The following is a 13,686-nucleotide window of genomic DNA, read 5'->3' as shown; positions in this document are numbered from 1 at the left end:
GCATCGGTATCGTAAACCGGCGGTCACAGGTTCAAGTCCTGCAGCCGGCATAAAAAAACTAGGATGTCTTACTCATCCTAGTTTTTTTATTGCGGTATGGATATAAAAGATTAAAAATTGATTAAAATTAAATCAAAGCGTATAATTACCGTTGCTGTAGTTATATTTTTGTCTGGAGGATTTAGACTTGGATAATATTGATAATAATCAATCTAAGGGATTGATTTCACTAACGTTAACTGAATCATTAGAACGTTTCAGTTATTACGGCATGCAAGCAATTTTACTATATTACATGTATTACTCAATCAGTCGCGGGGGATTGGGTTTTACACCAGCAACAGCAGCTTCTATCTTTGCCATTTATGGTTCACTTAGTTATTTAGCTGCTGCTTGTGGAGGATACATAAGTGATCGTATTTTAGGCGGAAAAAGAACTGTTTCACTTGGGGCAATAATGATTATTATTGGACAGTTAATATTATCAATTCCGCTTTCCAACATGATTTTGCTATTATTCGTTTCATTGATTCTCTTAACTGTTGGAATGGGATTGTTAAAACCGACAATTACTACGATGGTCGGAAATCTATACGATGAACAATACAACACGAGAGCGTATCGTTTTACTATTTTCTTATCAGGAATTAATATTGGGGCGTTTTTAGCACCGATTATCATTGGATTCTTAGGAATGAACGTTAATTTTCATTTAGGGTTCTTCACTGGAGCCGTTGCAATGTTAATTGGATTAGGTATTTTTGAGTATCACACTAAAGATTATAATCAAAATAATAGTATTTACACATCTAACCCGATTGAACCTTATGAAGTGCGTAAGTTATTCGATCGTATTTTATTCTGTGTTGTTTCAATTGCATTAGTATTATTATTAATGTACTCTTTTGATGCGTTGAACTTAACTAACATTATCACCTTGTTGAGTGTAATTACAGTAGTAATTCCATTCATTTATTTCTTCGTGATTATCACTAGTAATGATACTGATCCAGCTGAAAGAAGAGGCATGTTAATTTATGTAGTTCTATTTATTGGAGCTGCTTTTTTCTGGGGAATTGAGGAACAAGGACCAATTGTATTAGCTATTATGGCCAATGGAAGTACAAATAACGAATTTACCGTTTGGAAATATGGATTATTAACATTTTTTATTGTGATATTTGCGGTTATTGGCTACTTCTTGCACAAGAAAACCGATAGTAAATTACTAAAGGTATTTACATCAGCCATTGCGTTATTCTTTATCTTAATTACTGTTTTTCACAATGGTGATATTAATGTGCATATTTCAAGAACATGGTATCAAGCTATTAATCCATTATTTATTTTAATATTTACACCTGTTTTTGCTAAATTATGGCATCACCATGAAAGTAGCGCAATTAAGACTTTTCCAATCGGGGTGTTACTAGCAAGTATTGGTTGTTTAGTATTATATGTACCTATTCGCTTTTTAAATGGTGGGAGTGTTAATCCATTATGGATTGTTTTAACTGTCGGCATTATTTGTTTAGGTGAAATGTTAATTTCACCAGTTGGTCTTTCAGTCACTTACAGACTAGCACCAAAGAACTTTGTTTCTCAAATGATGGGGGTCTGGTACTTATCAGATGCAGCAGGGCAAGCAATTAACTCACAAGTGGTTAAATACTTCTCTGTGGCGAATGTAGACTACTTTTTAGTATTAGGAATCATTGGAATCATACTATCTATTTTGATGTTTGTAATCCTTCATTCTATTCTTAGAAAGGTTTCCAAAAAATAATTATTATAAAAAGTAAAAAAAGTGTTGACTCATTCTGCGATTTTCGATATTATATTATATGTTGATTGGTTGAGAGATATTAATCAGCGTCGCAGTTTTAACACTTGCGATTAGACAAAAAAGTTATTGACATATAAATATGATTTTGATATTATATTTCTTGTTGATTACATTTTGTATCTTTTCGGAGGGGTAGCGAAGTCTGGCTAAACGCGGCGGACTGTAAATCCGCTCCTTCGGGTTCGGTGGTTCGAATCCACTCCCCTCCATTTTTATTGGGCTATAGCCAAGTGGTAAGGCAACGGGTTTTGATCCCGTGATGCGCTGGTTCGAACCCAGCTAGCCCAACTACTTAAAAAGACCGACTTTCTTAGTCGGTCTTTTTTTTATGTTATAATGTATTCAATATTTCGCTTCAGGAGGTTACTATGAAAATTGGGTTTATTGGAGTAGGAGCAATGGCCAAAGCAATGATTAGGGGATTTGTTAATTCCAATCAAGTTAAGGCAGAAGATATTTATGTTCATGCTCCTAATATTGAAAAGTATAAACAATTTGCGGACGAACTTGGGATAAATTGTAGTAACAATAATCAAGAAGTGGTAAGAAGCAGTGAATTGATTATTTTAGCGGTTAGACCAAATCAAGTTGTAGATGTTTTAAGAGAAGTAAGAGATAATCTAGCACATAAAACTTTGGCATCCATTGCTTGGCAAGTAACATTAGAACGTTTAGAAGAGTTAACTAGCTATGATTTACCAGTTATTCGTTTAATTCCTAACGTTAACGTTGAAGTGAACGAAGGAATGTTAATTTATAAGAGTAATGAAAATCTGATAGGAGAATCATTGAAATCAATCGTTGACGTTTTCGATTTAATTGGTAAGACAATCGAAGTTGAAGAAGACAAATTCGATGTATCTGGATCATTAATGGGTTGCACACCGGCATATGCTTACTTATTTGCAGACATCTTTAGCCGAAGTGCGGTTAACCATGGTTTAGACAAACAAGCAGCTACTGAAATGGTAGCTCAAGCTATCTTAGGTTCAATGAAGATGATTAATCAATCTGAGAAATCACCAAATGATTTAATCGATGATGTTTGTTCACCTGCTGGTGGAACCATCAAAGGATTATTGGCATTAAAGAAGAGTGGTTTTGAGAAAGCAGTTATTGATTGCTTTGATGCAACACAAGAAGAGTAATATTTTGAGGGGATTGTTAGATAATGGCTTTGCCAATTTATATTCAAATTCATAATTCAATCAAAAAGAATATCGAAGATGGAAAATGGAAACTAGGAAGTCGGATTCCTTCTGAACGTCAATTGTCAGCTGAATTTAATGTCAGCAGAATGACTTTAAGACAAGCAATTCAAACTTTGGTGGATGAAGGTATTTTAGATCAACGCGTTGGTTCTGGAACCTATGTTTCCAATCAAAAGGTACAAGAAAAAATGTCTGGAGTTACTGGCTTTTCAGATATCATGATTGCACAAGGCAAACATCCATCTAGTAAAACTGTGTCATACCATATGTTAGAACCATCATTAAGTGAGATCGAAAAACTCAACATTTCTGAAAACGATAAAGTTTTAAGAATGGAAAGAATCCGCTATGGCGATAATATTCCAATTTGTTTTGAAATTGCGACCGTACCGGAAAAGTTTATTGACGGTTTAAGCAAGGAGGATGTTTCCCATTCTTTCTATGCATCATTAAAAGAGAAAAAGGGATTAACGCCAAAGGTGTCGCGCCAAAATGTATCTGCTACTTTAGCATCAGAAAGAATCGCTGAATTCTTAGATGTAAAAAAGGGTGATGCAATCTTGCTTTTACGTCAGGTAACGGAATTACAAAATGGTGAACCTTTTGAATACGTTAGAACTCAATATGTTGGTGAAAGATTCGAATTTTATTTAGACAGTAAAAAAAGTACATTTGATTAATCAAATGTACTTTTTGTTTTATTTTTGTTTATTTTGTTTTTTAACTAAACGAATAAATTTGGGTAACGCTAACATGCGCTTAAATCTAGTTGGTTCTTTAATTAAACGGTATAACCATTCAATCCGATGATTGATCCAAAATTGTGGTGCTCTTTGGACATGACCTGATAGAACGTCAAAGCTCCCACCTAAGCCAATCCATAATCCATCGTTTTGAAGACGATATTTTTCGATAAAGTATTCTTGCTTAGGAAAACCTAATGCTACAAATACCATATCGGGTTTATTTTGCGCGATTTCAGCAGCAATTTCGTCACTATCTGTAAAATACCCATCATGATATCCAGCAATGCTTAAATCGGAATATTTTTGCGAAATGATATTCTTTAAATCAGCGATAACTTCTGGTTTGGCCCCTAAGAAGTAGGCTGATTTATGATTTTGGTTTCCCCATGCTAATAAATCTAATAAGACATCATAGCCAGTAATTCGTTCGCTCATATCTGATCCTAAGATGTTAGCACCCATCACAATACCGACTCCATCTGGAACTAAGTAATCGGCTTTTTTGATGGTTTCAGCGTATTGATTATCGTTTAAAGCAGCGACTACGATTTCAGGGTTAGCGGTCACTACAAATGTATTTTGTCTTTGATTGATACGGTCTTTTAAGATGTCCATAAAATTATTAAATGAACTGTTTAAAAAATCGAATCCCAAAATATTTACTTTTTTATTTTCCATCTCTATACCTTCAAATAAATTATTATGATTATTTCTTTAATTAATGATAAAATAAAAGACAATAAAATGCGACATGTATTAGGAGGATTTCATTAAAAATGTCAAATCAATTTGATAATTTAACATTACATACTGATGCATATGAAATCAATATGATGCAAACATACTTTAAAGCAGGTTTGCAAAATCGCCACGCTGTATATGAGGTTTACTTTAGAAAAATGCCATTCGAAAATGGATTTGCTATTTTCGCTGGATTAGAAAAGGTAATCGATTATATTCAAAACATTAACTTCACTGATGAAGATATTGAATTTTTGAGAAGTCAAAATGAATATAGTGAAGAATTTTTAACATACTTAAGTAATTTCAAGTTTACCGGTTCAATCCGTTCATTTGTAGAAGGGGAATTAGTCTTTAATAACGAACCAATGCTACAAGTTGAAGGAAACGTATGTGAATGTCAATTGGTAGAAACGGCAATATTAAATATTGTTAATTACCAAACATTAATCGCCACCAAAGCTGCAAGAATCAGAATGGCTGCTGGAAACGACCCACTACTAGAATTTGGTAGTCGTAGAGCACAAGAAACTGAAGCTGCTTTATGGGGAACTAGAGCTGCCTATATTGGTGGCTTTAATGCGACATCTAACGTATTAGCTGGTAAGAACTTTAACATTCCAATCAGTGGTACCCATGCGCATTCACTAGTTGAACTATTCCAGGACGACTACAAGGCATTTAAGGCTTATGCCAACAGTCATCATGAATGTGTCTTTTTAGTTGATACTTTTGACACATTGAAGAGTGGTGTACCGAATGCAATTAAGGTCGCTAAAGAACTAGGCGATAAGATTCATTTTGCCGGAGTTAGAATTGATTCGGGGGATATGGCATACTTATCAAAACGAGTACGTGAAATGCTAGATGATGCTGGTTTCCCAGACGCTAAGATTTTTGCTTCTAATGATTTAGATGAAAAAACCATTACTAGTTTAAAGATGCAAGATGCTAAGATTGATGTTTGGGGAATTGGAACTAAGTTAATTACTGCGTTTGATCAACCGGCATTAGGAGCCGTTTACAAGATGGTTTCAGTCGAAAATGATGATGGTGAAATGGTTGATACCATTAAGCTATCTAATAACGCAGAAAAGGTTTCTACACCAGGAAAAAAACAAGTATGGCGTGTTACCGAAAGAAAAGATGGCAAGTCAGAAGGAGATTACATCACATTAAATGATGAAAATCCTAACGATGAATCTGAACTATACATGTTCCATCCACAATATACTTATATCAATAAGACATTGACTGATTTTGTTGCCAAGCCACTATTAACTGATATTTTTGTTGATGGTAAACTAGTTTATAATCAACCAGAATTAGCTGATATTAAAGCACATTCTGAAGAAGTATTATCTTCACTATGGCCTGAATACAAACGTGAGTTAAATCCGCAAGAATACCCAGTTGATTTATCCACTAAGTGTTGGGACAACAAGATGAGTATTATTAAAGAAGTCCATGCTCAAATTAAACAAAAACAAGATAAGGGTGAATTATAATGCGCGATAAGCAAGCTGAAATTATTGATGCGTTAATGGTTAAACCATCAATTGATCCAAAAGAAGAAATTAGAAATAGTGTTGAATTTTTAAAGAGCTATCTAAAGAAATACCCATTTTTAAAAACATTTGTATTGGGTATCTCAGGTGGTCAAGATTCCACTTTAACTGGTAAATTAGCTCAAATCGCAATTAGCGAAATGCGTGAAGAAACCAAAGATGATTCATATCAATTCATCGCTGTTAGATTACCTTATGGTACTCAAGCAGATGAATCAGATGCAATGGATTCAATTGCATTTATCGGTGCTGATAAGACATTTAGAGTTGATATCAAACCAATGGCAGATGCAGCAATGAAAGCTGTTGAAGAAAATGGTTTAGATATTTCTGACTTTAACAAGGGAAACATTAAAGCCCGTCAAAGAATGATTGCTCAATACGCAATTGCTGGTCAAACTAGTGGTGCTGTATTAGGTACTGACCATGCTGCAGAAGCAGTAACTGGTTTCTACACTAAATTCGGGGATGGTGCTGCTGACATTACTCCACTATGGCGATTAGATAAACGCCAAGGAAAAGCAATGTTGAATGAACTAAATGCCCCTAAGCATTTATACGAAAAGACACCAACTGCTGACTTAGAAGATGATCGTCCTGCATTACCAGATGAAGTTGCCTTAGGTGTTACCTATGATGATATCGACAACTACCTAGAAGGTAAGGATGTAGATGATTCAGCTGCAGAAAAAATTGAAAACTGGTATATTAAAACTGAACACAAACGTCATCTACCAATCACCATTTACGATGACTTTTGGAAATAAGAAGGGAATTTTATAATTATGAAAAAGAACAAGATGGCAATTTACGCTCCATTACTATCTGATTTAATCACTAACACTAACAAAGTGGGAGAAGAAATGAGTCATGACTACGAACCACTAGAAGATGCGGTTGCAAAGAATGACTATGCTGGAATTGATTTACCTAAGACTAAACAAACATTCCAAGACGGAACTGATCAATATCAAGGATTTTTAGTTCAACTACAAAACGCTGATGTTCCTGCTAAAGAATTAGGTCGTCACTCAGTATTAACTGAAGCATATGCTGACTATGTAAAGGGATGCCAAGATATGGTTGATAGCATTAGTGCAGATAAAATTGATGTCGAATCTTTCAATGCTGCTGGTCAAGCACAACAAGATAGTATTGAAAGAGTATTTAAAACTGCTCAAAAAATCATGATGTCAATGTAATAATTAAAGATAGTTGGTAATTACTACCAGCTATTTTTTTGCTTAAAAAGACGTGAAGATGGGATGATATCAATGGAAGAATTAATTATCAAAAAGATTGTAAAGGAACTTTCTCACTATTCTGAAAAACAAGTGACTGCTGTTATATCAATGATGGAAGAAGGAAATACAGTTCCGTTTATCGCTAGATATAGAAAAGAACGTACTGGTAGTTTAGATGAAGTTCAAATTAGAGAAATTGCCGATGCCAACAGTAAAATTAGTAATCTAGAAAAACGTAAAGAAGAAGTTATTCGTTTAATTGAAGAACAAGGTCAATTAAATGATGACCTTAAAAAATCGATTCAAAATGCCGAAACAATGCAAAACGTTGAAGACTTATATCTTCCTTACAAGAAGAAAAAGAAGACCAAGGCCATGATTGCCAGAGAACAAGGGTTAGAACCACTGGCAAAGCTAGTATTGGCCAATGATGATTCTTTTGTACAAAAGGCTAGTGACTATGTTAATGCTGAACAAGAATTAAATTCAGTCGAAGATGTATTGGCCGGAGTGCACGAAATCTTAACCGAAGACATTGGTAACGATGCGCATTTAAGAGAATGGATTAGAGAAGATACTAAGAAACATGGTTTAATCACTAGTAAAGTGAAGAAGAATGGTGAAGAGTTGGACGAAAAGAATGTTTACGCTGACTACTATGATTTTTCACAACCAATTAATCAATTGAAAAAGCACAGAGTATTGGCGCTTAACCGTGGGGAAAAGGAAAAAATTCTAACCGTTAACATTGAAGTTAATACCAACGTGATTTATAAGTTTTTACAGGCAGAAACTAATCGCAAGCGAACTAATAAGAGCGCTGATGCAGTTAAAGCAGCTTATGAAGATGCATATGCTCGTTTTATGAAGCCAGCAATTGATCGTGAAATTAGAAACCAATTAACCGAAGAAGCCGACGAACATGCAATTAGTATCTTTGGTAAAAACTTGTATAACCTACTAATGCAAGCACCAATTAAAGGCAAAGTAGTAATTGGTTTTGATCCAGCATACAGAACTGGTTGTAAATTAGCAGCAATTGATGACAACGGGAAGTTTTTAGATAAGCTAGTGATTTATCCACATAAACCAGCGAGTGAAACTAAACGTGAACAAGCTAAAAAACAATTAGTTGATTTTATCAACAAGAATCATGCTGAAATGATTGCGATCGGAAATGGAACCGCTAGTCGTGAATCAGAACAATTTGTTGCTGACTTAATTAAAGAAAATAAGCTACCAGTTTATTACGTAATTGTTAATGAAGCAGGCGCTTCGGTATATTCAGCAAGTCAAAATGCACGTGACGAATTCCCAGATTTTCATGTTGAAGAAAGATCTGCTGTAAGTATCGGAAGACGTTTGCAAGACCCGTTAGCTGAATTAATTAAGATTGATCCTAAATCAGTTGGTGTTGGTCAATATCAACACGATTTACCTGCAAAACAATTAGATGCCCAATTAGACAGAGTTGTGGAAACAGCTGTGAATAAAGTTGGAGTCAACGTTAATACAGCCAGTCCAGAATTATTAACCCATATTTCAGGAATGACGAAAGCAACCGCTAAAAACGTTGTTAAGTATAGAAATAGCAATGGGGTATTCCAAACACGACAAGAATTAAGTAGTGTCCCTCGTTTAGGGAGCAAGACTTATGAACAAGCAATTGGGTTCTTACGTGTTATTGATGGAACAAATCCACTTGATAATACCGATATCCATCCGGAAAGTTATTCAGTTGCAATGAAGATATTGAAGGAATTAGGCTTATCCACAGATGCTTTAGGCAGTCCCAAAATTAATGCTGCCTTATCCACATTCGATGTTGATAAGTTTATAAATGAAACGCAAACCGGAAAACAAACAGTCTTGGATATCATTGATGGACTAAAACGTCCAGGAAGAGATTTCCGTGATAGCATGCCAATGCCAGTTTTAAAACAAGATGTTTTGAAGATTGAGGACTTAAAAGAAGGGATGCAATTACAAGGAACTGTTAGAAACGTAATTGATTTCGGTGCGTTTGTGGATATAGGTGTTAAACAAGATGGGTTAGTGCATATCTCTCAAATGAGTGATCGCTTTATTTCTGACCCTAGTGCAATTGTTTCAGTAGGAGATATTGTTGATGTTTGGGTATTATCAATTGATATTAAGAGAAATCGGATTCAACTAACAATGATTAATCCGGAGAAGTGATAAAATTTAAATGAATGATCAAGAATTACAAATTTTAGTGGAAAACATTTCACTAGAATCATTTGCGAAACCGTTTGTCCACAAGGCATATTTTAACCGTCGATTAAAGACAACTGGCGGCAGATACCATGTTCAAAGTCACAATATTGATATTAATCCTAAGATGTTGTCAGAACATTCTAAAGATGTTTTAATTGGAGTAATTAAGCATGAATTATGTCATTACCATCTGCATTTAGCAGGCTATTCTGGTAAACATAATACTTTGGCTTTTAAGCGCTTATTGAAAACAGTCGGGGGATCGCGTTATGCACCGGCACCTGTTGATAATCGTCCGTTGCTTTATGTTTGTTCACATTGTGGACAAACTTACCATCGTAAGCGTAAAATCGACGTTAAAAAATATGTCTGTGGAAAATGTCGTGGAAAACTAGAATTAAAAACTGGAGATGATTAGTTTGGATAAAAAAATAATTATCAGAGTACCAGCCACATCAACTGGAATTGGTGCAGGTATTAATTCAATTGGAATTGCGTTTGGTTTATATTACACTGTCATCGTTGAAGAGGAAATGGATCGTTGGCAAGTTAACCATGCATTAGGTGATGATGTCCCTCGTGATGAAAATAACATCATTGTACAAACCATTTTAAAGGTGGACCCAACAATTAAACCACACCAATTAACTGTGATGTCTGATGTCCCAATTGGCCGAGGGTTAGGTTCTAGTACAACTGCAATTGTTGCTGGAATTAAAATCGCCAATGCATTAGGTGATTTAGATATGTCCATTGATGACGAAATTAATGCGGGAAGTAAGATTGAAGGACATGCCGACGGTGTGGCTTCAGCGTTACTGGGCAATATTACCGTTTCATACTTTAATGGTGAAATGGCAACCACTGTTAAAACAGATATTCCAGAAGTTATTAACGCGTTGGTATATTTAGTTAAAGATGATGGTAGCCATGATAAAGCTGTGTACAAGGATGAAGTTAGTTCAGTTGATGCCGTTAAGGCAAGTAGTGCTACTAATGTATTAGTCGCATCCTTAATGAATAATGAATGGACTAAAGCAACTGAAATGATGGAAAACGACGCCATTTATACCGATAATATTTATGATGTGGTTCCGGAACTTGAAGTTATTAGAAAGCAAGCCCATCAACTAGGGATATATGGAACATTCTTAAATCAATCTCAACGTAGTGTGATTACTTTTGGAACATCATCACAACTAAATGAATTGAGAAATGCTTTAAGCGACAGTAATTTAGCAGGGGTAATGAGACTAATTAAGGTTGATCACACTGGTGCGACTGTTCGTGGAGAATAAATTTTAACAAATAGTATTGAAATTAAATCAAAAATCACATATAATAATATTTGTGATTTTTTACTGCGGCCATGGCGGAATTGGCAGACGCGCAAGATTAAGGATCTTGTCGGGAATACTCCCGGTGGAAGTTCGAGTCTTCTTGGCCGCATTATTAAAATCATCATTACACATAATGATATGGCGGTAGTGGTGAAGTGGTTAACACATCGGATTGTGGTTCCGACACGCGTGGGTTCGATTCCCACCTACCGCCCTTTTATTGGGCTATAGCCAAGTGGTAAGGCAACGGGTTTTGATCCCGTGATGCGCTGGTTCGAACCCAGCTAGCCCAATCTAAATAAAAGACATTCGTTTAGGCGAATGTCTTTTTGTTTGCCAAAAAGGGGAATGAAGGTAATAAAAAAGCACCCGAAGATTATCATCGGATGCTTTTATTATTAGTAATTAATTTGAGTTGAAGTACTTGAAGTGGTTGAACTGTAATCACTAGTTGTATCTTGTGTTTGGTTCAATGATGATAAAGTACTTAAACCAAGGCTTGAACGAATTGAGTTAGAAATAGTTAATAACTCTTGTTGTGTTGGAACTTCGTAATCAATTCCATCAATAACAGCTGTTTCACCTTGTAAAGTTTGTGACTTGATATGATGAGTAGCAACTCCATATCTTTCACGAAGTGCGACCATGTCGTCGAACTTCATATCAGTTTTTAGCTTACCTGAGACAGAACTTAAGATTTCTTTGTAACGAGGTAGTGAAGAAATGTTCATACCTTTAAGAACAAGTTTTTGTAGGACTTGTCTTTGTCTTACTTGACGACCGTAATCACCAGCAGGATCTTGATGTCTCATTCTTGAGTAAGCAAGTGCTTCAGCACCGTTTAAGGTAACTGTCTTGCCTTTAACAACGTTAGCAGCACCATATTGGAAAGTAAGTGGAGGAGTAACGGTAACACCACCAACGGCGTTAACCATCTTTTCTAGACCACCCATGTTAATGATTGCATAGAAATCAATTGGAACGTTCAATAGGTTTTGAACAGTTTGAACAGCGCTAGATGCTCCTCCAATAGTATATGCAGCATTAATCTTTTCGTATGGTTGTGAATCACCAGGAACAGTAACCTTAGTATCACGAGGAATACTTGTTAGGTAAATTGTCTTCTTCTTGGGATTTACAGTTGCCAAGATGATAGTATCAGTTCTCCCAGTATCATGACGTCCAAGAGCACCAGTATCAGTACCTAATAATAGGATAGATACTGGTTTGTTTTGAGCGATAACACTCGAAACATTTCTTGCCTTCGTTGATAAGCCTGGTTGATAGGCTTTATCAGCAGCATTTTTCATGTTCACATAGATACCGTGAGCAACGACCAGACCAGTAACTAGCAGAACTAAGAAAATAAGAAAGGTGATCCAAGCACCTTTATGACTTTTTTTCTTGAAATGAGGTTGACTTGCTCTAGATCTGGAAACTCGTTCGAAATTTTGATTGTTATTTTGCATAAATCAATCATAGCTCCTTTTTATGAATTTCCCCATTATAAAAGATATAATCAAGATTCGTAAATATAAGTAACATTATAAACTTATTTTATAAAAATTAATAACGGTTACAAAAGATGTAATAAATTGTAATAATTTTGTCACATTTTTAATGGCAATGGGGAATATGATATAATTCTGATGTTGATATAACTAAATCAAGGAATTACAAATTTAATTTAAGTTAGTAGTGTATCAAGTTTTTGTTAATTTGTAAATTAAAAAAGGGAGCGCGTTTTAAGTTGAAAAAAACTTTTCTATATATATTAATTTCTACTTTTATGTTTAGCTCAATGGAAATTGCTTTAAAGAGCGTCCAAGGGGTCTTTAGTCCAATCCAGTTGAACTTAATTAGATTTTTTATTGGTGGGTTGATTTTATTACCAATTGTTCTGAGGAATGGGAAGAAACCTTTAATGACGACAAAGTGGAAAAGTATTGGAGTGTTTTTATTAACAGGATTTTTATGCGTGGTAGTTAGTATGACTTTATATCAGTTGGCCATCATGTATGATGAAGCTTCTACTGTGGCAGTAGTTTTTAGCTGTAATCCCGTTTTTGCATTACTATTTGCTTTTTTTATTTTAAAAGAAAAAATCAGCAGATTAGGATTTATCTCATTAGTAATTTCCATTTTGGGATTAATAATTATCGTTAACCCCGAAAACTTAACTAATCCACTAGGTTTAACATTAGCGTTAGGCTCAGCATTAACCTTTGGTTTATATGGAATTGTTTCAAGATGGGGATCCAGTGTTACAGGGATGAATGGAATAGCAACAACGTGTTATACTTTCTTAGCAGGAGCCGTTGAATTATTGGCATTAGTGTTGATCAGTAATATTAATTCAGTGGCTGCAGTAATGGATAAAGTAGAATGGCTAAAACCATTTGCGAAAACACCAATTTTACATAACGTTTCTTTCCAATATTTTTGGATTCTATTATTTATATGTGTATTTGTGACTGGTGGAGGATTCGCATTTTATTTCTTGGCAATGGAAAGAGCAGGAGTATCAATTGCTTCAATCGTATTTTTCATTAAGCCAGGATTAGCACCAATCTTAGCAATGATTCTTATTGGTGATAAAATCGCAATCAATACCTGGATAGGAATTATAGTCATTTTGATTGGTTCTGTGATTACATTTATCGGCAGCCAATTAGAACAAAGAAATGCTGAATTAGAAGAATGAAAAAAGAGATGATAAGATGGCTTATTTAGTAATTATGCGTCATGGTGA

12 protein-coding genes and 5 tRNA genes are annotated in these 13,686 nt (G+C 35.0%); 15 read left to right on the top strand and 2 right to left on the bottom strand.

Going from position 1 to position 13,686, the window contains the following annotated elements:
• Window positions 1-187 precede the first annotated feature (187 nt).
• The 5 genes from M3005_RS01930 to M3005_RS01910 all read left to right on the top strand — a co-directional run bounded on the left by M3005_RS01930 (window position 188) and on the right by M3005_RS01910 (window position 3,737).
• Complete coding sequence (locus M3005_RS01930) at window positions 188-1,786, top strand: peptide MFS transporter (RefSeq protein WP_293793213.1); 1,599 nt, start codon at window positions 188-190, stop codon at window positions 1,784-1,786.
• Window positions 1,787-1,972: 186 nt separating this feature from the next.
• A tRNA-Tyr gene (locus M3005_RS01925) sits at window positions 1,973-2,055 on the top strand.
• Between the two features lie 7 nt (window positions 2,056-2,062).
• Window positions 2,063-2,134 (top strand) — tRNA-Gln (locus M3005_RS01920).
• An 80-nt stretch (window positions 2,135-2,214) separates the two neighbouring features.
• On the top strand, window positions 2,215-2,994 hold the full coding sequence (proC, locus tag M3005_RS01915) for a pyrroline-5-carboxylate reductase (protein ID WP_293793211.1): 780 nt from the start codon (window positions 2,215-2,217) through the stop codon (window positions 2,992-2,994).
• A 23-nt stretch (window positions 2,995-3,017) separates the two neighbouring features.
• Window positions 3,018-3,737: a GntR family transcriptional regulator gene (locus tag M3005_RS01910; protein ID WP_293793209.1), complete on the top strand. Its 720-nt coding sequence runs from the start codon at window positions 3,018-3,020 to the stop codon at window positions 3,735-3,737.
• A gap of 18 nt (window positions 3,738-3,755) precedes the next feature.
• Here M3005_RS01910 and M3005_RS01905 read toward each other — a convergent pair whose 3' ends face one another.
• Window positions 3,756-4,481, bottom strand: a complete 726-nt coding sequence (locus M3005_RS01905; protein ID WP_293793207.1) for a WecB/TagA/CpsF family glycosyltransferase — start codon at window positions 4,479-4,481, stop codon at window positions 3,756-3,758.
• A gap of 98 nt (window positions 4,482-4,579) precedes the next feature.
• Between M3005_RS01905 and M3005_RS01900 the strand changes: the two genes are divergently transcribed.
• From M3005_RS01900 to M3005_RS01860, 9 genes are all read left to right on the top strand, one after another.
• Entirely contained in the window at window positions 4,580-6,052 is a 1,473-nt protein-coding gene (locus tag M3005_RS01900; RefSeq protein WP_293793205.1) for a nicotinate phosphoribosyltransferase, read from the top strand.
• Window positions 6,052-6,879, top strand: a complete 828-nt coding sequence (gene nadE, locus M3005_RS01895) for an ammonia-dependent NAD(+) synthetase (RefSeq protein ID WP_293793203.1) — start codon at window positions 6,052-6,054, stop codon at window positions 6,877-6,879. The genes M3005_RS01900 and nadE overlap by 1 nt, the downstream gene beginning before the upstream one ends.
• Before the next feature lie 18 nt (window positions 6,880-6,897).
• Complete coding sequence (locus M3005_RS01890; protein WP_293793201.1) at window positions 6,898-7,314, top strand: hypothetical protein; 417 nt, start codon at window positions 6,898-6,900, stop codon at window positions 7,312-7,314.
• Between the two features lie 72 nt (window positions 7,315-7,386).
• Window positions 7,387-9,555: a Tex family protein gene (locus M3005_RS01885; RefSeq protein WP_293793198.1), complete on the top strand. Its 2,169-nt coding sequence runs from the start codon at window positions 7,387-7,389 to the stop codon at window positions 9,553-9,555.
• A gap of 10 nt (window positions 9,556-9,565) precedes the next feature.
• On the top strand, window positions 9,566-10,012 hold the full coding sequence (locus M3005_RS01880) for a SprT family protein (RefSeq protein ID WP_293793195.1): 447 nt from the start codon (window positions 9,566-9,568) through the stop codon (window positions 10,010-10,012).
• A gap of 1 nt (window position 10,013) precedes the next feature.
• Window positions 10,014-10,892, top strand: coding sequence for a homoserine kinase (locus M3005_RS01875; RefSeq protein WP_293793192.1), 879 nt, complete (start codon window positions 10,014-10,016; stop codon window positions 10,890-10,892).
• A 65-nt stretch (window positions 10,893-10,957) separates the two neighbouring features.
• Window positions 10,958-11,043 (top strand) — tRNA-Leu (locus M3005_RS01870).
• A 32-nt stretch (window positions 11,044-11,075) separates the two neighbouring features.
• Window positions 11,076-11,148, top strand: a tRNA-His gene (locus M3005_RS01865).
• Between the two features lie 7 nt (window positions 11,149-11,155).
• Window positions 11,156-11,227: transfer RNA gene (locus M3005_RS01860), tRNA-Gln, on the top strand.
• Window positions 11,228-11,332: 105 nt separating this feature from the next.
• On the opposite strand, the gene M3005_RS01855 is transcribed toward M3005_RS01860, so the two are convergent.
• A complete protein-coding gene (locus tag M3005_RS01855; RefSeq protein WP_293793189.1) occupies window positions 11,333-12,403 on the bottom strand; it encodes an LCP family protein in 1,071 nt (356 codons plus the stop codon).
• A gap of 281 nt (window positions 12,404-12,684) precedes the next feature.
• Between M3005_RS01855 and M3005_RS01850 the strand changes: the two genes are divergently transcribed.
• On the top strand, window positions 12,685-13,638 hold the full coding sequence (locus M3005_RS01850) for a DMT family transporter (RefSeq protein WP_293793188.1): 954 nt from the start codon (window positions 12,685-12,687) through the stop codon (window positions 13,636-13,638).
• Window positions 13,639-13,686 lie beyond the last annotated feature (48 nt).

The sequence above is a fragment of the Apilactobacillus sp. genome (genome assembly GCF_025290035.1).
Lineage (GTDB): Bacteria > Bacillota > Bacilli > Lactobacillales > Lactobacillaceae > Apilactobacillus.
Note: the sequence above shows the minus strand (reverse complement) of the source record. Positions and strands in the feature narration are given on the sequence as shown.

Excerpts from the sequence above, each read along its gene's own strand:
- M3005_RS01885 (WP_293793198.1), top strand. The coding sequence starts at position 7,387 with ATGGAAGAATTAATTATCAAAAAGATTGTAAAGGAACTTTCTCACTAT.
- M3005_RS01880 (WP_293793195.1), top strand. The coding sequence starts at position 9,566 with ATGAATGATCAAGAATTACAAATTTTAGTGGAAAACATTTCACTAGAA.
- M3005_RS01910 (WP_293793209.1), top strand. The coding sequence starts at position 3,018 with ATGGCTTTGCCAATTTATATTCAAATTCATAATTCAATCAAAAAGAAT.
- proC (WP_293793211.1), top strand. The coding sequence starts at position 2,215 with ATGAAAATTGGGTTTATTGGAGTAGGAGCAATGGCCAAAGCAATGATT.
- M3005_RS01905 (WP_293793207.1), bottom strand. The coding sequence starts at position 4,481 with ATGGAAAATAAAAAAGTAAATATTTTGGGATTCGATTTTTTAAACAGT.
- M3005_RS01900 (WP_293793205.1), top strand. The coding sequence starts at position 4,580 with ATGTCAAATCAATTTGATAATTTAACATTACATACTGATGCATATGAA.
- M3005_RS01890 (WP_293793201.1), top strand. The coding sequence starts at position 6,898 with ATGAAAAAGAACAAGATGGCAATTTACGCTCCATTACTATCTGATTTA.
- M3005_RS01855 (WP_293793189.1), bottom strand. The coding sequence starts at position 12,403 with ATGCAAAATAACAATCAAAATTTCGAACGAGTTTCCAGATCTAGAGCA.
- nadE (WP_293793203.1), top strand. The coding sequence starts at position 6,052 with ATGCGCGATAAGCAAGCTGAAATTATTGATGCGTTAATGGTTAAACCA.